The 18,952-nt window shown below is 66.2% G+C and carries 16 protein-coding genes; all 16 read right to left on the bottom strand.

The window, feature by feature from the left end; translation table 11 throughout:
• Positions 1 to 4: 4 nt before the first annotated feature.
• Entirely contained in the window at positions 5 to 1,309 is a 1,305-nt protein-coding gene (locus ACO1BU_RS09385; RefSeq protein WP_424135670.1) for an LLM class flavin-dependent oxidoreductase, read from the bottom strand.
• A gap of 1 nt (position 1,310) precedes the next feature.
• Complete coding sequence (locus ACO1BU_RS09380; RefSeq protein WP_424135669.1) at positions 1,311 to 2,048, bottom strand: ABC transporter permease; 738 nt, start codon at positions 2,046 to 2,048, stop codon at positions 1,311 to 1,313.
• Positions 2,045 to 2,782 (bottom strand): ABC transporter permease, encoded by a 738-nt coding sequence (locus ACO1BU_RS09375; RefSeq protein WP_424135668.1) that lies wholly within the window; start codon positions 2,780 to 2,782, stop codon positions 2,045 to 2,047. The genes ACO1BU_RS09380 and ACO1BU_RS09375 overlap by 4 nt, the downstream gene beginning before the upstream one ends.
• A gap of 38 nt (positions 2,783 to 2,820) precedes the next feature.
• Complete coding sequence (locus ACO1BU_RS09370) at positions 2,821 to 3,825, bottom strand: ABC transporter substrate-binding protein (RefSeq protein ID WP_424135667.1); 1,005 nt, start codon at positions 3,823 to 3,825, stop codon at positions 2,821 to 2,823.
• A gap of 59 nt (positions 3,826 to 3,884) precedes the next feature.
• Positions 3,885 to 4,640: a class II aldolase/adducin family protein gene (locus ACO1BU_RS09365; protein ID WP_424135666.1), complete on the bottom strand. Its 756-nt coding sequence runs from the start codon at positions 4,638 to 4,640 to the stop codon at positions 3,885 to 3,887.
• On the bottom strand, positions 4,637 to 5,455 hold the full coding sequence (locus tag ACO1BU_RS09360; RefSeq protein WP_424135665.1) for an ABC transporter ATP-binding protein: 819 nt from the start codon (positions 5,453 to 5,455) through the stop codon (positions 4,637 to 4,639). Before ACO1BU_RS09360 ends, ACO1BU_RS09365 begins: the two co-directional genes overlap by 4 nt.
• A gap of 416 nt (positions 5,456 to 5,871) precedes the next feature.
• The gene (locus tag ACO1BU_RS09355; RefSeq protein ID WP_424135664.1) at positions 5,872 to 7,671 is read right to left on the bottom strand and encodes a thiamine pyrophosphate-requiring protein; all 1,800 of its coding nucleotides are present in this window, start codon (positions 7,669 to 7,671) and stop codon (positions 5,872 to 5,874) included.
• Between the two features lie 172 nt (positions 7,672 to 7,843).
• The gene (locus ACO1BU_RS09350) at positions 7,844 to 9,820 is read right to left on the bottom strand and encodes a BTAD domain-containing putative transcriptional regulator (RefSeq protein WP_424135663.1); all 1,977 of its coding nucleotides are present in this window, start codon (positions 9,818 to 9,820) and stop codon (positions 7,844 to 7,846) included.
• Positions 9,821 to 10,368: 548 nt separating this feature from the next.
• Positions 10,369 to 11,331: a hypothetical protein gene (locus ACO1BU_RS09345; RefSeq protein WP_424135662.1), complete on the bottom strand. Its 963-nt coding sequence runs from the start codon at positions 11,329 to 11,331 to the stop codon at positions 10,369 to 10,371.
• Between the two features lie 151 nt (positions 11,332 to 11,482).
• Positions 11,483 to 11,650, bottom strand: a complete 168-nt coding sequence (locus ACO1BU_RS09340) for a hypothetical protein (protein ID WP_424135661.1) — start codon at positions 11,648 to 11,650, stop codon at positions 11,483 to 11,485.
• Positions 11,651 to 11,673: 23 nt separating this feature from the next.
• A complete protein-coding gene (locus ACO1BU_RS09335) occupies positions 11,674 to 12,744 on the bottom strand; it encodes a DMT family transporter (RefSeq protein WP_424135660.1) in 1,071 nt (356 codons plus the stop codon).
• Positions 12,741 to 13,562 carry a DUF6065 family protein gene (locus tag ACO1BU_RS09330; protein ID WP_424135659.1) on the bottom strand — a complete coding sequence of 274 codons (822 nt, stop codon included), beginning with the start codon at positions 13,560 to 13,562 and terminating at the stop codon, positions 12,741 to 12,743. The genes ACO1BU_RS09335 and ACO1BU_RS09330 overlap by 4 nt, the downstream gene beginning before the upstream one ends.
• A gap of 94 nt (positions 13,563 to 13,656) precedes the next feature.
• Positions 13,657 to 13,929, bottom strand: a complete 273-nt coding sequence (locus ACO1BU_RS09325) for a hypothetical protein (RefSeq protein WP_424135658.1) — start codon at positions 13,927 to 13,929, stop codon at positions 13,657 to 13,659.
• Positions 13,930 to 14,272: 343 nt separating this feature from the next.
• On the bottom strand, positions 14,273 to 15,985 hold the full coding sequence (locus tag ACO1BU_RS09320) for a response regulator (RefSeq protein WP_424135657.1): 1,713 nt from the start codon (positions 15,983 to 15,985) through the stop codon (positions 14,273 to 14,275).
• The gene (locus ACO1BU_RS09315) at positions 15,982 to 16,446 is read right to left on the bottom strand and encodes a response regulator (protein ID WP_424135656.1); all 465 of its coding nucleotides are present in this window, start codon (positions 16,444 to 16,446) and stop codon (positions 15,982 to 15,984) included. The genes ACO1BU_RS09320 and ACO1BU_RS09315 overlap by 4 nt, the downstream gene beginning before the upstream one ends.
• The gene (locus ACO1BU_RS09310; RefSeq protein WP_424135655.1) at positions 16,436 to 18,706 is read right to left on the bottom strand and encodes an ATP-binding protein; all 2,271 of its coding nucleotides are present in this window, start codon (positions 18,704 to 18,706) and stop codon (positions 16,436 to 16,438) included. Before ACO1BU_RS09310 ends, ACO1BU_RS09315 begins: the two co-directional genes overlap by 11 nt.
• Between the last annotated feature and the right edge of the window lie 246 nt (positions 18,707 to 18,952).

The raw sequence follows: 18,952 nt of genomic DNA, 5'->3' as shown, positions 1-18,952 counted from the left end.
CCGCTCAGGCGGCGTCTGGCTTCCGCGCGGGCCGGGCGAGACCAAGATGCTCGCGGAGGGTTCGGCCGGCATAGGCGCGGCGGAACAGCCCGCGGGCCTGTAGAACCGGCACGACGAGGTCCACGAAATCCCTCAATCCGCCGGTGAGGTGGGAAGGCATGATGTTGAACCCATCCGCAGCCCCTCCGCGGAACCACGCCTCTAGCGTGTCCGCCACCTCCTCGGCCGAGCCGACAAGGACCCAGTGGCCCCGCGCGGCGGCCATCAGGTTATAGACATCACGCAGGCGCATTCCCTCACGCCGCGCCTTGCTCAGCATGACGCCGGCAAAGCTGTGATAGGTGTCGGGGATAGGAAGATCCGGTACGGGGCCGTCGAGATCGTAGCCTGACATGTCTGTGCCGAAGCGATCGGAGAGCAGGGCCAGGGCGTTTCTTGCATCCACGAAGCTCTGCAACATGGCCAGCTTGGCAAAGGCTTCCTCCGTGGTGCGGCCGACCACGGGCATGACGCCGGGCAGCACGGTCACATCCTCCGGCCGGCGGCCCAAGCCAGGCAGGCGGGCCTTCAGCGCGTCATACTGGGCCTTCGCCTCCCCGAAATCCTGCACCACGGAGAAAACGACATCCGCCGTGCGCGCCGCCAGCATCTGGCCCGGTGCCGACCCGCCGGCCTGGAGGATGACCGGATGGCCCTGCGGCGCACGGCCGATGTTCAGTGGACCCTTCACGGTAAAATGTGGTCCCTCATGGTCGAGGCTGCGGACCTTGCCGGCATCGATGTAGCGGCCGCTTTCAGGATCCGCGACGATCGCGTCCTCTGCCCAACAATCCCACAGACCCTTCACCACATCCACGAACTCGCCGGCGATGGCGTAGCGCTCGGCATGGTTTGGGTGCAGGCGCCCGAAATTTGGCGCCGCGGCCGGGGAGGCGCCGGTCACGGCGTTCCAGGCGGCGCGGCCCCTGCTGATATGGTCCAGCGAGGCAAAGGCGCGCGCCGTCGTGAAGGGATCGCTGTAAGTGGTGGAGACGGTGGCACCAAGGCCGATATGGGTCGTATGGGCGGCGAGCGCCGAGAGCAGCGTCAGCGGCTCAAAGCGCACGGTATAGGACGGATGGGCGGCGGGATCGGCATAGAGGTTATCGCCCATGAAGATGAAGTCGAACAACCCGCGCTCCGCGAGTTGCGCCACCTCCACCATCGCGTCGATGTCCTGGAAGCTGTCGATCGCGCCGGGTACCCGCCAGCCCGCGACATGGCTGCCCGTTCCCAGCAGGAAAAGGCCGAGATGCATCTGCCGGTCCATGTTACCTCCAGAAGATCAGGCGCCGCTCGACAGCGCCGACTAGCCCGAAGAAGGCGAGGCTGATGGCGGAGGCGACGAGGATGGCCGACCAGACGCTGACAAAGTCGATCTGCACGACGGCCTGGTAGATGATCCAGCCCAGCCCGCCATAGGCGCCCAGCATCTCCGTCACGATCGCGACGATCAGGCTGCGGACGGTTGAAACCCGCATGCCCGCGGCGATCAGGGGCAGGGCCGCAGGCACGCGCAGACGCCAGAGGATGGAAAGCGGGCCGGCGCCGAAGCTGCGCATCAGGTCGACCGAGCGACGGTCCACCCGGTCGAACCCCGCCAGGGCGCTGAGGAAGACGGTAAAACCCACTGCCAGCGCGACGGCCGCGATCTTCGACGCCATGCCAACCCCGAGCCAGAGCAGCAGCAGGGGCGACCAGGCGGCGACCGGGACGGAATTGATCGCCATCATTACGGGCATGGCGCCTCGCCGAACGGGCGGCAACAGCGCGAGTAGCACACCGATCCCAATGCCGGCGAGACTGCCAATGGCGTAGCCGGCCAGCGCCTCAGCGAGGGTGAACCAGGCCGCGGACAGCAGGGCGTGCCGCTGCTGCCAGCCGGAGAGCAGGATCTCGCTGACGGCGGGCAGGGTGTAGGAGGGCAGGGCGAAGCCGCGCGCCACACCTTCCCAGAGGATCAGCAGCATCAGGACGCCGACGGCGCCGCGCAGCGTGGAGCGGCTCATTGCTCCGCTCCCCAGAAGACGATGCGCCGCTCCGCCAGCGCCACCAGCGCGTAGAAGCCGGTTCCCAGCACGGCGGCGCAGAGGATGGCGGCCCAAAGCCCGACCACATTCTCATTATACATGGCCTGAAGCAGCAGCACGCCGAGCCCGGTCGTGTCCCCGAACCATTCTCCGACAATGGCGCCGACGAGGCTGAGCGAGGCCGCCAGCCGTAGCGCCACGAAAATCTGGGGCAGCGCCATGGGGAGTTGCAGGCGCAGCATCTGCTGCCGGCCATTGGCGCCGAAGCTACGCAGCAGCGCCGTTTGCCGGGGATCGACCGATTGCAGGCCGAGCAGCGTGTTCACGGTGACCGGGAAGAAGGTGAGATAGAAGGCGATCACCGCCTTGGCCAGCAGCGTATTGCCGAACCACAACACCACCAGCGCTCCGAAGGCGATAACGGGAATGGTCTGCGACACGACGAAAATGGGGAAGAGCAGGTCCCGCAGCACGGCAGCACGGAAGAACAGAACCCCGTTCAGCACGCCGACGATGCCGCCGGCCGCGAAGCCGATCAGGGTTTCCGCAAGCGTCCGCAGAAAGCCGGCCCCATAGGCGCCGGGTGCGGCCGCGATGGCGGAGAGGATTGTGCTCAGCCGCGGCAGGATATGCGGGCGGATGCCCAGGGCGATCACCGCCCCTTCCCAGACCAGGGCGGCCAAGGCGAGCCCGAGGACGAAACGCGCGCCCATCGGAAGCCAAAGGGGCAAGGGATGGGCGCGCGTGTTCATCAGGCCCGGCGATCCGCTACAGCGGTGGCTTCCAGAAAGCGCCGGTCATAGGCGGCGGCAAGATCGATGGGCGCCTTGATCACGCCGTTCTGGAGCAGGAAGTCGTGCGCGGACTTCACCGCGGAGTCATCAATCCAGAACAGGCCCTGCTCCCCGGCGGTGCCGGCAGTCATGAGCTTGCCGGCTTCGGCCAGCATGAATTCCTGATGCGCCCGGTCGAGGGTGGGGGCAACGGCCATCACGGCATCCACCCCGGCCTTCTGGTCCTTCAGCGCCTCGCGCCAGCCCTTGATGGAGGCGCGCAGGAAGCCCTTCACCATCTCCGGCTTCTGCTTGGCGGTGGTCTCGCTCGTGATCAGTGTGTCGCGGGGGAAGGTGATGCCGTAGTCTTCCGCAACGAAGGTGCGGAGCTTGTCGCGGCCCATCCGCGTCATCAGCGTATAAAATTCGTTGTACTTGGTGGCTGTCACCACATCGATCTGCCCGTCCACGAAGGGCGAGACCGAGACCTGTTGCGGCTGCATCGTGAAATCGCCGGGCTTCAGGCCGGCCTTGGCCAGCATGCCCAGCAGCACATAGTTCGCACCAGTATACCAGGCAGTGACGGTCTTGCCCTTGAAGTCCTGCAGCGTGTGGATCGGGCCGTCAGCGCGGGCAACGAAGAAGAAGGGCGTCTGCTGATGTCCGACGCCGATGCAGACGACCGGCAGCTTCTTCTCGCGCGATGCGAAGACGCTGTCAGTGCCGCCGGATAGGCCGAAAGTATCAGCGCCGGTCGCGACGAGGTTCTCGGTCAGCAGGTTGGGGCCGCCCGGGTTGATCGTCAGGTCGATGCCCTCGGCTTCGTAGTAGCCACGCGCCTTTGCCAGATAGAAGCCGGCAAACTGCGTTTGGGCCAGCCACTTCAGCCGAAGCGTGGCCTTGGTCAGGCCTTGGGCGTGGATACGGAGGGCTGGCAGGACAGCGGCTGCCCCGGCCGCGGTGAGAAGGTGGCGCCTTTGCATGGGTCTGGTCTCCGCTTCGGGTTGATGCATGGGCGCGGCGCCTCGGCCGCGCATCCGGTTCAGTCCTTGTAGGACGGGTCGCTGCGCTCCAGCTGGCGCAGGAAGGCCGGCCATTCCCGCTCTCCTGGCACCAGGATGTCGCCCTGGTTCTCCCAGAATTGGCGCGCCGCCCGTTCGCAGACCTCGTGCGGCGGAGTGAGGAGCTTCGCCCCTGCCGCCGCCGCGGCCTGCATCGAGAGCTGCACCTTCGCCGCGCGCTCGAAATAGTAGAGCAGCATGAAGGCCTCCGCCGGCGTGCGGCCAGTGGTCAGCAGCCCGTGGTTCCGCATCAACATGACGCGGTGCTCACCCAGGTCCCGCACCAGCCGCTCCTGTTCGTCCAGGTCGATCGCCACGCCCTCGTAGTCGTGAAAGGCCTGGCGGTTGTAGAAGCGCATGGCGAACTGGCTGAGCGGCAGAAGTCCTGCCTCCTGCCCGGAGACGGCCAAGCTGGCATCGGAATGGGTGTGCAGTACGCAGACCGCGTCGTGACGCGCTTTGTGGATCGCCGCATGAATGACGAAGGCTGCGAGATTCACCTCATGAGGTGAGTTGTCGAGCTTGCGTCCGGCCGTATCGATCCTGACGAGGGAGGAGGCGGTCACCTCCTCGAACAACAGACCATAGGGGTTGATGAGGAACTGGTCCTCTGCCCCCGGTACGCGCATGGAGATGTGATTGTAGATCAGGTCATCCAGCCCGAGTCGTGCGATCAGGCGATAAACGGCAGCCAGAGCGACCCGCGCCTCGCGTTCATTGGTCGGGGCGGCGTTCATGCTGTCACCACGCCGTTGCTGGCAGCGAAGGACTTCATGCTCTCTTCCTCGATGGCTTCGAGGATCTCGCGCTTCAGGGCGATGAACTCGGGCGCGGTAACCAATTCGGGCGCGCGCGGGCGGGGCAGGTTCACCTGGCGGGCATGCTTCACATGGCCGGGGCGGGCGCTCATGACCAGCACGCGGTCACCCAGGAAGATGGCCTCATCCACGTCATGCGTAATGAAGAGGATGGTGCGGCGGTGACGCTGCCACACATCCAGAAGCCAGCGCTGCATCAGCGTTCGCGTCAGCGCATCCAGCGCGCCGAAGGGCTCGTCCAGCAGCATCAGCTCGCGTTCGAACAGGAAGGTGCGCATCAGCGCCACACGCTGGCGCATGCCGCCAGAGAGCTGATGGGGATACTGCTTCTCGAAACCGGTCAGGCCGAACTCGGGCAACATGCGCAGGGCCTTCGCGCGGGCTTCGGCCCGGTTGGCCCCCTCGATCTCGTTGGCCAGGATGGCGTTGTCGATCACGTTGCGCCAGGGCAGCAGCAGGTCACGCTGCGGCATGAAGGAGACCCGCCCCAGCAACTCCGCCGCATGGCAGCCCCGGCCCTTGAAGCGCAGGATGCCGCCGGGGTCCGGCTCGTCCAGCCCGGCCACCATGTTGAACAGCGTGCTCTTGCCGCAACCGCTGGGCCCGACGACCGTGACGAACTCCCCGGCCGCGACACTCAGGGAAAGGTCGCGCACCGCCTGGACGGGGCCGAAGGTCTTGCTGATCCGTTGCAGTTCCAGCAGCGGCGCGTCGTGGTGGGGTAGGCTGTCCACGCTCTGGGGTCCGTTCAGGGGTTAGGGGTGGGCCTGCATGGACCGATGCGCAGGGGCGGTTGTCGTCGATCCGTCCCATCACGGAGCAACCGCTGTGCCAAAGGTGTGCGTTCGGCCCGCCCGTGTTCGGGCCCAAGGGAATTTTGTCGATCTGGCGGGGTTCTGTGCATGCAAATTGCGGCTATATGTGCACCAAAGGCCAGTTTGCTCGCAGCATGGCCCTACTCAGCGCAGGAATTGGGCAGGATGCCCTGCTGAAGGCTCTCGAGGAGCCTCCAGCAACATTTCGGATGAAGTACTGCAGACAGGCCGGGCGGCCTGGCGCGGGATGACTACGCCCAGGCCAGCGGCAGGTTCAGGATATCTGGCCTTGGGCGGCCTCCCCGGCGGGGGCGCCGCCGGGGCGGGGTGTCACCTCAGGACTGGCCGGGAAGAATGGAGCTGGCAACCTGGCGGAAGGTATTGCGGATTACACTGCCCAGTTCTGGCTCCCCGGCCATGGAGCGGGTGAAGGCCAAAGCCTGCTGGATGGTGATGTGCGGCGGCAGGGGCGGCACATTGCCATCCGCCCGAACCTCCAGCACCACCGGCCGGTCAGCGGCAAAGGCTTCTTCCCAGGCGGAGGCGAGCCGCTCGGGTTCATGCACCTCGATGCCCCTCAACCCGATCATCTCGGCAAAGCGGGCATAGGGGACGTCCGGGATATCCTGGGTTGCCAGGAACTTCGGATCGCCCTCCATCACCCGCTGTTCCCAGGTCACCTGGTTCAGGTCGCGGTTGTTGAGGACCATCGCCACGAATTTCGGGCTGGACCAGCTCTTCCAGTATTTGGCGACCGTGATCAGCTCGGCCATGCCATTCATTTGGAAAGCGCCATCGCCGCAGATGGCCAGAACCGGCCGGTCTGGATGCGCGAATTTGGCGCCGATGGCATAGGGCATGCCCGAGCCCATGGTCGCCAGCCCGCCAGAGAGCGAGGCCATCATCCCGCGCCGCAGCTTTACGTCCCGCGCGTACCAGTTGGTGTGGGAACCGCTGTCACCGGCGATGATGCAGCGATCGGGAAGGCGCGGTGACAGTTCCCAGAAGATGCGTTGGGGGTTGATCGGATCGGCCGGCTGCATGGCGCGGTCCTCGAGCGTCTTCCACCAGGACTGCACATCCTCCTGGATGCGCTGGCGCCAGGAGGTATCCGTCTTCTGTTCAAGAAGGGGCAGCAATGCCCTCAGTGTGGCGGTGCTGTCGCCTGCCAGGTTCACTTCCATGGGGTAGCGGATCGACAGGTTACGCGGCTGCAGATCGATCTGCACGCCGCGTGCATCGCCCTCTTTCGGCAGGAATTCCGAATAGGGGAAAGAGGAACCAACCACGAGCAGTGTGTCGCACCCCATCATCATGTTCCAACTCGGCTCAGTGCCCAGCAGGCCGATGGAGCCCGTCACCCAGGGCAGGTCATCCGGCAGCGCCGCCTTGCCCAGCAGCGCCTTGGCCGCGCCCGCCTGGAGCTTGTCGGCAACCGCAATCACCTCATCCGTCGCCTCCAGCGCGCCGGCGCCGACGAGGAGGGCAACCTTCTTTCCGGCATTCAGCACCTCCGCCGCGCGTTGCAGATCGGCATGGGCCGGAACGACCTGCGGGAAGGAATAGCCGATGCCGGAATGGATGGTGCCGTGCTTGTGCGGCGGCTCCTCCACCGCGGCTAGTTCCTGCAGGTCGTTGGGGAAAATCAGGGCGGTGATGGTGCGCTCAGCCTTGGAGATTCGCATCGCGCGGTCGACCAGATGGCGCACCTGCTCCGGCACGCTGACCTGCTGCACGAAGGATCTCGCGACATCCTTGAACAGGTTCTGCAGATCCACTTCCTGCTGGTAGTGCCCGCCCAGCGCGGCGCGCGCCTGTTGGCCGAGGATCGCCAGCACGGGCTGGTGATCCGCCCGGGCATCGTACAAGCCGTTAAGCAGGTGAATGGCGCCGGGGCCAGAGGTGGCAATGCAGACGCCGACCTCGCCAGTGAACTTGGCATGGGCCCCGGCCATGAAGGCGGCCATCTCCTCGTGCCGGGCCTGCACGAAGTCGATCCGCTTATCCGGGTCCTTGTTATGCCGCTGCAGCCCGCCGAGCAGGCCGTTGATGCCGTCCCCGGGATAACCGAAGACCCGTCTCACACCCCAGGCGCTGAGCCGTTCCCAGACCTGATCCCCGACCGTCTTTGCCATGGAGCCATCTCCGCCATGCATTCCAGCGGGCGGCTCAGGCAAGGCCGTGCCCGGCCGCTCCGCCGGCGGTCAACGTCGCGCAAAAGCCGCTGTTGCCCTCGGGGCCGCTTCTTGCTCCGAATTCATGGTGGCCACCGTCATACCAGTGGCGGCATCGATCCCGGCAGCCAAATCAGCGCACAGGAACGCCCGCCAGGCGCAGCCCTGCTGTATAGCGCTCACGGTCTTCCGGGCGGCGGAACGGATAGGACCGCTCGAAGGCACTCACATTGAAACCGGGTTCGCGGCGCAGCAGCCCTTCCAGGAACGGGCGGGCCTCGTCCTGCCGGCCCGCAATGCCCAGGGCGGCGATCAGAGGCTTGTACCCGTTTGTGAAATCAGGATTTGCCCGGACCGAGCGCTTGCCCACCTGGATCGCCGCATCGTAGTCGCCGCCAAAAGTGTGCGCGACGGTCGCGATCGTTTCGAAAATCCTGGATTGCGGGTGAAAGGGTGCCAGCCGGCGCTGCTCACCCAGGCGGCGCAGCGCCTCCGGTGAATCACCGACGTAGCAATAGGTCGGGGCGCTTAGTGCCCAGATCGCCGCATCATGGGGGTTCAATTCCAGCGCCTGGGTGAAATAGTGCATGGCGGAATCCATGTCGCGATGCAGGAAGGCGCAGATATGACCGTAGATAGCGTGGCTCTCCGCGCTCTCCGGATCAAGCTGGAGCGCCGTAACGGCCAGGCGCTCCGCCTCTTCCAGCGCGCCGGCAGGATCTGACGTCCAGCCCTGCCCGACCTGGAAAACATGCCAATGCGCGGCCCAGGCCGCTGCGATGGAACTGTCCGGGGCTCGCGCGACCGCATCGGCCAGCAACTCGCCCGCACTCAGGAAGGCGTCACGGCGCATATTATAAAGCAGCGGGATGGCCCGGATCACGTTGCCCGTGGCATCCGGCATGCGGTCCTTGCGCTGCCGCCGGGCCTCCGCGGAAAGGATGGCCGGGTCCACCCGCGCCACGGCCCACTGGACAGCCTCGTCCTCCACCAGCTCGGCCCCGTCTGGATCCAGCGGCACCCGATCGCTCCAAACAGGATGCGCCAGTTCGCGCACATCCAGCAGTGAGACCGAGAGTGAACGCCGCTGCGGGCCGCTTGCCCGGAGGGATCCTGTGACAACATAGTCCAGTCCCGCCGCCTCGAAGGCCGCACGCCCGGCGCGAACATGGCGAAGGTCGCCGAGTCCAAGAGGCGAAATAATCTCGAAGCGGCGAAAGCGGGAAAGCTCGGCCGCCACATCCTCAGCGTAGGCATCAGCCGTGGCGGACCGTTCCCCTGGTCCGGCGATGCTGAAGGGCAGAACGCCGATCCGCAGCTTCTGCCGGGCTTCGGCCGGCAGATCTGCGAAATTGGTAACCTGGCCCCCCCCGGACCCGGGCAGCGCTGGCATTCCCTGCCGCAGTTCCAGGGCGAGTTCCTGCGTCTGGGGGGAAGGACCAACGGACAGAAGATGCTGCAAAGTCTGGCAGCAGTGCTCATATTCTCGGAGCGCCTGGGCTCTCTGGCCGTTCGCGGCAAGCAGCCGCATCAGGCCCCGCCACCCCGTCTCGTCCGTTGGATCGAGTTGCACGAGTTGGCTGGCGACCGCCGTCGCCTCTGAGAGCCGAGACGGATCCGCGATGAGGCTTGCGAGCTGGTTCTCCAGAGCCTTGCGCAGCTCACGGGTGGCCTGCATCCGCTCCGGGCGGAGCCAGTCGTCGAAAGCGGAGCTCAGCCCGTCCAGTCCCTCCAGCAACTCCCTGGGCCGGGCAGCGAGCAGGCCCGGATCCTCTCCGCAACCTTGTCCTGCCTCATCCTGCAGGCACAGCAGATCGACCCGGCATCGCGCCAGATCGAGCCAGATCGAATGGCGGTCAGAACGCAGCGGGGAATTCTCGCCTCGGCCGAGCGCAGCGGTCAGGGCGTGCAGCGTGCGCCGAAGATTGGCCCTCGCATCCTCCTCCCCGAAGCGATCCCAGAGAAGACCGGCCAGCTTTCCTCTCGGTACGCGGGCGCCACGGGCCAGGGCGAGGATGCCGAGGACGGCCCTGGCCTTTGCGGTCCGCAGCGCAACAGGCCGCCCCGTGTCATCGCGGACGGTCAGGTGACCGAGGAGATTGATCTCCATCACCAATGGTCTCCTGGTTCCCCGTTCTGCGGCCTGGCCAACCCGAGCAACTTCCGACGGCAGCCACCATACCCACGGACCTGTGCGTGACGAGCCGGAATAGAAGAACGTGCATCCGCAAAGATGGACATTTCTGGCTAAGATGGAAATGTTTCTAACCAAAGTACCGGGAAAATGACCGGCAGGAGGGGGGGGCGCCATCGCTCGTGCCTACACACCGTGCCCAGGCTGGCCTGCGTTTCCGCGAGGCCAAAAAGGGGGGGCAAATACCTGGAGTGGGGATGAGAGGACGAACAGGAGCGCGGGAACCGGGTAACGCGAGGTGAGCGCGGGCGCCCTTCGGGGCTCTCGCGTCATGCAATCGGGATGCCCTAGGGTCTCATTCTATACTCGGAAACGGTATCCAGTCACATCCACGCTCCAGGCTTGCGCCTCTGCACTGGTCAGGACCGTGCCCCTGGGCGGAGCTCCGACTGGACCTTCTGATCGGCCTCGAAGTAGCCATCAGGGCGGCGCTGAACCTCAGCGCCGCCCTGAGCGGGGTCGCTTTATCGCGCGGCCCATGCCGCGATCACCTCGGCCCCGAATCCCCCGGCCCGGAGCATGGCCGCTGCCACAGCAGGGCTCGGCAGTGTGGGCCGGTCAATGCGGGGATCGCAGATCCGGCCTAACGCGGCCTGGGGCGGCCCGCCCTCCTGCATGTTAGCCACCTGGATCATCGACGCCAGCCGGCACCCGGTGACGGGAAGCCCGTCGGACAGCACAAGTTCGTCGAACTCAAAATCGGCGCCCCGTGGGGCAAATACCTCAATGCGCAGGACAGCGCCCGTGGCTGGATGGCGCCGCGTGATACGGATCGCATCCCGCGTCACGTCATCTCCCGCAGGGCTGATGATGCCCGCCGTCGGAAGCTGCATGCCCCACAGCGCGCAGCCGCCGCGTCGGCGACCAAACGGAATATGAAGGGCAGCTTCAGGCAGGGAAGTCCGTGTCAGATGCACCGCCCCGCGGAGCGTGTTCCACATGTTCAGCGGATTGTAGTCACCGGCCGCATAGACCTGGGTGAAGCGTCCGGCGTCCTCCGGATTCTGGATGAAGATGTCAGACTGCCAGCACAGCTCGGCTGACCGAATCCGGCTTTCGTCGAGCAAGAACCGGTAGAGCTCGGTTGCCTGATCCAGGGCGTCCCGAGCCAACTGCGACCAGCTCTCCGCCGTCTCGCAGGTTAAGGTGATGCTGCTCAGGCGCCCTCTTACCCAGCGGCTGTGCCATTCGAGCTGGTCGGCTTGCTGCCGAAACTGGAATGGTGTCCGGACGTAACGGCCGCCGTGCCGCGCGTAGAGGCTGTAGAGGCCAAGTGTCTCCGAGACGATGTGGCGATCAGCCTGCTGAGGGACGGAGAGCGAGACACCTTGCGCGGAGCGAGGCGCTTCGGCCGAGCCGGCTGGCCGCGCAGCTTCGCCCAGGGCGGATGCCCGGGCGGGGTTCCCGGGCTGTGCGGGTCTTCGCATCGGCATGCCTTTCGCGGCGCTTTTGGCGAGTAAAGGAAGTAGAACAGCCGGCGCGCTGCGCTTCGCCCGTTCCGTTCGAAAGGATCCGGGCCTGCCTTGGCCTGGGTTCAGAACTGGCTTTAGCGCCCTCGTTGCCGAGGGCTGCAATTGCCTAAGCGGCTGGTTCCTTGGGCGGGGGGCCAAGGGTGTGCTCGCCGGAGGACAGTTCGCTGAGCGTGAGGCGGATCACCTCCTCAGCAGTCCTAAGCCGCGCGGCGCGCGCCGACGCAGCCATCCCCATCAGGACGACCCGAATCTGCGATATCGGGTCGTCATTCATGGTCGGGGTTGTCGCTTCCATCGTCACGGCTTTCTCCATCCGGCAGTCAGGCGCGGGTTGGTCCTGCGCATTGCCCGAAGCGGCGATGCGCAGAAGTGAGCGAAGAGCGGAGAGGCAGGTGTGCGGTACCGAATGGCGGCCCAGGTTCGCGCGGACCAGGCTGGCACGCCCGAGGTAGGCATCAGCGCAGCGCCCAGAACCAGGGGAAGGATCGCCACCGCCTCGGGCGAAGAGGGAAGCTCGCCGAGGATCGGCACGGCGACAGCGACAGCGACACCGGGTACCAGTGCCAGGCAGACGGTCGAGGGGACAGGGCCCAGCAGCATGATCGCGCGGTTGAAGGCGACCAATGACAACACGCCCACAATGAGGCCCTGAAACAGAACTTGAGTGAGCAGTTCTGGAACCGGGACATGCGCAAGGCTACTCAATTGCCCTGAGAAGGCCGACAGGCCGGCCATGCCGAGGCCCGACAGGACAGCCACGAAGGCCGCGCCTTGCATGGGCGAGAAGCCGGAGCGACGCAGGCGGACGACGTAGATCGAGCCCATGACGGCAGCAGCGACGAAGAGCAGGTGGCCCGTTGCCGCCGGCCCGCCCGCCAGAAGATCCACGATGACGAAGCCCATGCCGCCGGACGCGATCAGGGCGGTCCCCAGAACGGCGCCACGCCGAACGTGTTCGCCGAGGGCGGCCTGCAGAACAACGATAATGGCCGGCATGATACCGAGCGTGAGCGCGGAGGCATGGCCGGCCGGGGCATGACGCAGCCCCATGCCGATCAAGATTGCCAGCGGCGCGCCCTGGCAAAGGGCAAGCACGGCGCCCTCCATCCAGGCGCGGCTGGTTAGCGGGGTGCGGCCCCGGAAAAGAACCGGTGCCAGCACCAGCCCGGCGACGATGTAGCGAAGGGAGGCGAGCTCCGATGGCGACATCGACTGACGCGTCACCCCCAGCCGCGTGAGCACCGGCCACGCCGCCGCGATCAGGACAGCCAGCGCAGCCCAGGCATACCCTTCAACCCGGGAGTTGAGGTTCCAGGTCCAGCGCCGGCCGGGATCATCTGGCCGCATCCGGATTTCGGGGCTGCTCATTCCTCGCGCTTCTTGCGTTGGCGCACATCCACGGCGTAGGCGCCGCGGCGGCGGTTCGGATCGATGTTCGGCCGCACGACCGTTTTCGCGAAATCCTGCCATTCGGCCTCACCGAACGCCGCCACCCCATCCGCCACGGCGTAGTTGTCCAGCACGGAGGCAGCGAGCGTGTCGCGATGCACCGGCTGTACGAGCAGGAAGGGATAACCGGCGCTGAAATTCACCGGGACGCCCGTGCGGGTGAAACGGATGTTGGTGAAGAGATGCCCAAACCAACGATCGGTCTCGACGATGCCTTCATAGAGGTCGTAGCCGCGGTCATGCGGAAGATTGGCCGGCGGGCGCAGCAGCAAATTCCAGTTCGGCGCTGTGCGGGCCACGATGCCCGACCAGATCTGGACCACTCCCGGTTCCGGCAGCCGCGCCAGGAAGGGCGGGGCGAAGCCCTGGACCTCTGGGGGTGCCGCGGCGTCGAAATGCTCGGCGAAATAGGGAAACTGAGCGGCGCCGCTGAGCTGGTACCAGCCTTCCGCGCCCTCAAAGGTCCATTGCACATCCGTGCCGCCATCCCAGACGAGGGAGAAGTCCATCGGGGGAAAAAAATGCCAACCGAAGGCCGTGGCGGAGCAGACTGCCTCGCAGAAGCGGAAGGCCCGGGTCGGAAGGATGCCGTAGCCCGACCGATCCGCCCTCTGTGGCGGGCGGCAGCCTGGAAGCAGGTTGTAGAACTGCACGAGCGGAGCGGTGGTCGGTGCGGCCCCCTGCTGAGGGGCGGGACCGGCTGTGAGGACGGCTTCCGGGGTGGCGCTGTTCTTCACTCGTTCTCCGATGGGCGGAATGGATGGAGCCCGTACCCGCCTGTACTATCAGACAAGGCCGGAACCCCACTGGGGCCCGGCCTGTTCAGGTCAGTCAGACGCCGCGCTGCCAGCCGCCGAGATGGACGCGGCCGCTGTCACGGACCGAAGCCGGGGCGGTACGGACCGGGGCGGTCTCGACCTCACGCTGCCAGCCACCGAGATGGACACGGCCGGCATCGGCGACGGAAGCCGGTGCGGTACGGACCGGGGTAGTCTCGACCTCGCGCTGCCAGCCGCCGAGATGAACGCGGCCTGCATCACGCATGGAGGCGGGGACAGTACGGCTGACTTCAGACTGGGACGCGGACAGGGAATTCTCGCTCATCGGGTTAGCCTCGTCGGGATTGCTGATGGGAGGTCCCCCGCCTGGGGTGCCTTAAATCCGTTTGGACCATCCCATCGTCCTCACAGCGTCCTTTATCCGTGAGTCCCTCATCCATTCTGCGAAGCTGGCGAAATCCTCCTAAATCCCGACAGAGCCCGGGAGCTGCGAACAATACGGGCTGCGGAGGAGCCATCCATCGGAGGCCATGGTGGAACGGAAGCGGCTGCCGGCGTTATGCGCAGCGGAACCGGAGGGTGGAATGAGGCAGCCTCGCTAAAGGCGACGCGCCGCCCGCGTCACCCCGGGAGCGCCGAAAGCCGCAAGGCGTCCGTCGGAACGATTTTCAGGCCGGGACGACGTGCCGGCGGCCGAGGATGGCGCGGACCTTCCGCATCAGCTCGCCATCCCGGTAGGGCTTCTGCACGATGAACTCGTCGCCGGTCTCCCCGGCCTGGATCAGCGCCGCCGTATCGGCATAGCCCGTCACGAACAGCACCGGCAGGTCCTGCCGCATCCGGCGAATTTCGCGTGCGACCTCGGCGCCGTTCATGCCGGGCATGGCGAAGTCCAGAACAATCAGGTCGACCGCCGGATGCTCCTCAAGGAAGGCAAGGGCGGCACCGCCTGAAGCGGCCTCGTGCACGCGGCAGCCGAGCTCCGCCAGCGAGGTAGCGGTGATCTCCCGCACCGCGCTGTCGTCGTCCACGACCAGGATGATGGGGGCGTCCTCGGCCGGGCGGCCCTCACGCTCGGGCGTGGAGAGGCGGGGCTCGGGAGGCATGTCCGCCGCCCGCTCGGCCCGGGGCAGGTAGACCTCAACCGTGGTGCCCACGCCAAGCTCTGTACGAATGCGGACGCCACCGCCGGACTGCTTGGCGAAGCCATAGACCTGGGCAAGGCCGAGGCCGGAGCCCTTGCCGACCTCCTTGGTCGTGAAGAACGGCTCGAAGACGCGATCCAGCACGGCAGGCGGAATGCCGGTGCCGTTATCGGCCACCGCGACCATCACATACTCGCCTGCGGGCGGCTCCTCCGGGCGGAGCGGCGCGCCGGTCCGCACATTGCTCGTCGAGACGGTGAGCCGTCCTCCGACCTCCATGGCGTCGCGGGCATTGATGGCCAGGTTCAGGATGGCCAGCTCGATCTGAGTGGGATCGGCCAGGGCGTGCCAGAGATCCGGTTGGCACTGGGTTTCCAACAGCACCGATCCGCCCATCGTGCCCTGCAGCAGGTCCCGCATCGAGGCGACGGTCGCGTTCAGATCAATCGGCTTCGGCTCCAGCCGCTGCCGCCGCGAAAAGGCGAGGAGCTGCGAGGTCAGCTTCGCGCCGCGCTCCGCCGCCGTCCGCATGATGCTGAGGCGGCGCTGGGCCCGGGGGTCCGTCACCATCCTTTCGAGGAAGCTGATGCTCCCGTAAATCACCGTCAGCAGATTGTTGAAGTCATGGGCGATCCCGCTTGTGAGCTGTCCCACGGCCTCCATGCGCTGGGACTGCCGCAGCGCGCCTTCCGCCCGCTCGCGCTCCGCAATTTGGCGCCGCAGCTCCGCATTGGCCTCGGCCAGTTCTCGCGTGCGCTCCTCGATACGGGCCTCCAGCGTCTCGTTCAGCTCGCGCAGAGCTTTCTCGGCCGCCTCCCGCTCGGCGCGGAGCCTGGCCTCTGACAGGGCGCGCAGGATGGTGCGCGGCAGGCGGTCCAGCTTCTGCTTGGTGACGTAGTCCGTCGCGCCGCCTTTCAACGCCTCGACCGCGACCTCCTCTCCGAGCGTACCGGAGACGAAAACGAAGGGAATTCGCGGGCAATGCTCCCGCGCAATCATCAGTGCGCTGAGGCCGTCAAAGCTCGGCAGGACGTAATCCGCCAGGATCAGGTCATGGCAGTTCCGAGTGGCGGCCTCGATAAAGGCCTCACGGGTGACCACGCGCTCGATCTCATGCGGCAGCCCGGTGCGCTTTACGAACTCGGAGATGAGTTCGGCATCAAGGTCGCTGTCTTCCAGCAGCAGGATGCTGACGAAGGACCGCGGACCATGGCGTTGGACCGCCGGAGGAATCATGTGTTCGAGGGCCAGCTCTGCCGCCTGGGCGGCGGTTCGTTCAGGACGGCCCAGAACACGCCGAGATCCTGGATGGCTTCAAAGAACGCCTTGAAGCCCACGGGCTTCACGACGAAGGCGTTCACGCCAAGGTCGTAAGAGCGAACCAGGTCGCTCTCTTCGCGCGAGGATGTCAGCATGACCACCGGGATCGCGCGCAGATGCGGGCTTCCCTTTACCTCCGCCAGCACTTCCAGCCCGTCGATCTTGGGCAGCTTCAGGTCCAGCAGCACAACCGCCGGGTCCTGGCTCATGCGTTCCTCGTAGGAGCCACGGCGGTACAGGAAGTCGAGCGCGTCCGCCCCGTCGCGGCAGATGATGATTTCGTTGGCGAGCTGACTCTTCTCCAGGGCGGCAAGAGTGAGCTCGATGTCATTCGGGTTGTCCTCGACAAGGAGGATCGGCTTCAGCTCAGCCGCCATGAGATCCCTCCTGCTGCCGGGGAAGCGTGAAGTAGAAAGTGGCGCCGCGGTTCACCTGACCTTCCGCCCAGGTGCGGCCACCGTGCCGCTCGATGATGCGGCGGACATTCGCCAGGCCGATCCCAGTCCCTTCGAACTCTTCCACGCGGTGAAGCCGCTGAAAGACACCGAACAACTTATTGACATAGGCCATGTCAAAACCGACGCCGTTATCGCGGATGAAGAAACCGGCCTCTCCGTCCCGGTCCTCCAGCCGACCGATCTCGATGATCGCCTCAGGCCGGTGGCGCGTGTATTTGATAGCGTTCGAGAGCAGATTTTCCAGTACCAGGCGGAGCATGACCGGGTCGGCATAGGCCTTTCCGAGCGGGCCGACCGTCCAGCGGATGACACGCTCCGGCGGCAGGTCGCGAAGCGTCTTCCGTCGGACCTCCTCCAGCAGCGCGCCGAGGTCGCACTCCACGGGGCGCAGGGAGTTCCGGCCCATCTGGGAGAAGGAGAGGAGATTGTCCACCAGGGTTCCGGCTGAAAGCGCGGCTTCGATGATGGTCTCGACATAGCGCCGCCCGGTGTCCGAAAGCCGGTCGCCCTCCCGGGCCCGGAGCAGTTCCGAATAACCGATAATGTGTCGAAATGGCGCCCGCAGGTCATGGCTCACGGAGTAGGAGAAAGCCTCCAACTCCTTGTTGGACCGCTTCAGCTCCTCACTGAGGGAGGCGAGCTCCTCAGCCCGGCGCAGCACGATGCCGAGAATGCCGTTCCGTAGCTCCTTCACGGCCTCGATCTCGGCAGGCGACCAGGGCAGGGAATGGCCCTTCAGCGTCTCCTTCCAGATCTCGAAGGACTTCCGCGGGTGCAGCCTGACCGGTCCGGCATCGGGGATCACGGGCTTGCTAGGGTCGCCGCCCCAGCGGACCGTTTGCACAACCTCTGGCCGGAACCAGAGGACGTAGCTGTCGTACTTCTTCGAGATGGAGATGGCGAGCAGTCCGCTGGCCACATCCGCAAGATCGGCAGCTTCCGGAAATTCGGCCGACAGATTGTCTGTGGCGAAAACCTCCCGCCCACCATGGGCGGCGGAGAGCCAGGTGAAGACGCGCCGGACATCCCGTTCCGGGATGGGGGTGCCGATAACCATGCAGGCTTCGTCGGAAACGACGGCCGCGCTGGCCGCGCCGGTCAGGCCCAGCACCGCGTCGGGGTTTCTCGAGAGGCCGTCGACGAACTGCTCCTCCTCCGCCATGGCGGTGAGAAGCCGGGCCTGTATGGCTCCCAGCCGGACCCGCTCCTCCGCCTGCGTGCTCCGCTCGCGGGCGGCAAGCTGGAGGCCGAAGACGCGGGCGAGGAAGTCACAGGCATTTCGGGTTTGCAGCGGCACGCGGCGCGGCGCCTGGCTGTGGCAGGAAACCAGCCCCCAGAGCACCCCGTCCACCAGGATCGAGATCGACATGGAGGATAGGGTGCCCATGTTGTGCATGTATTCGACATGCACGGGGGAAACGCTGCGCAGAATGGACTGGCTGAGGTCCAGCGGGCCCGCTCCTTCGGGCGAGCGGATGGAAACGGGCACATAGCCAGCATCCGGGATGATCCGCAGCCGGTTGCGCCGATACAGGTCCCGCGCCTGCGCCGGAATGTCCGAGGCGGGGAAGCGGAGGCCGAGGTAAGAGGGCAGCACCTCGTTCCGGTCCTCGGCGATGACGGTGCCGTTCCAGGTCTGGTCGAAGCGATAGATCAGCACGCGGTCAAAGCCGGTGACGTGCCGAACCTCCCGCGCGACGAGGCCGCAGACCTCATCGACCGAGGCCGCATCGTGCAGCCGGTCCACGAGGTCGTTCAGCCGGGGCTGCAGGGCATCGAAGCTGGTGACCGTCCCGTCCGTCCTCGTGACCTCCTCCAGTTCAAGGATGGTCAGGGCGTTCATCCGGTGGGCCGCGACATCAAAGGACTGCCGGCCGCGCGCTGTCTCCAGCGTGACGCTTCCAAGATAGGTGGCTTCCTGCCGTTCGACGGCCGACCCGAGCCACGGCCCGACCTGGGCCGCGAGGGACGGGAAAACCTCGGTCAGCGGGGCATTCAGAACCGGGGCATTCGGCCCACCCAGCTGCACGGCATTCGCGCTGGCGTGCCGTACCGTCAGTTCGGGGCCCTGGAGTGCGAGCAGCACGCCGTGCGGCTGGATACTTCCCAGCAGATGGATCGGCTCACGCTCGCAGGCAGTCAGGTCGAGGCTCGGGGGCAATGGGGCGGCATCGGTCACGTGACGGATCTCTTCCTCTTCCGTGACGGGTTCCCCTGCTGCCGGAAGGTAAAGTGGAGCTCGGCCGCATCCGGCACGCCCGGGATCACCGATGTGGGCCGGCCGCGGAGCCGACTGCCCACCCGGACGGCAGATCCGGGAGCCCCCATGCATTCACCTCCGTATCGCCGCAAATAACCGCCGCCGTATCCGGCGGGTCAAGTCCGGATTGCCGCCCGCAGGCCCCCTCTGTTCTTGCCCAGGGCT

Origin of the sequence: Roseomonas chloroacetimidivorans, assembly GCF_049629625.1 — a bacterium.
Taxonomy (GTDB): domain Bacteria; phylum Pseudomonadota; class Alphaproteobacteria; order Acetobacterales; family Acetobacteraceae; genus Roseomonas; species Roseomonas chloroacetimidivorans.
This window is presented reverse-complemented; position numbering and strand designations above follow the sequence as displayed.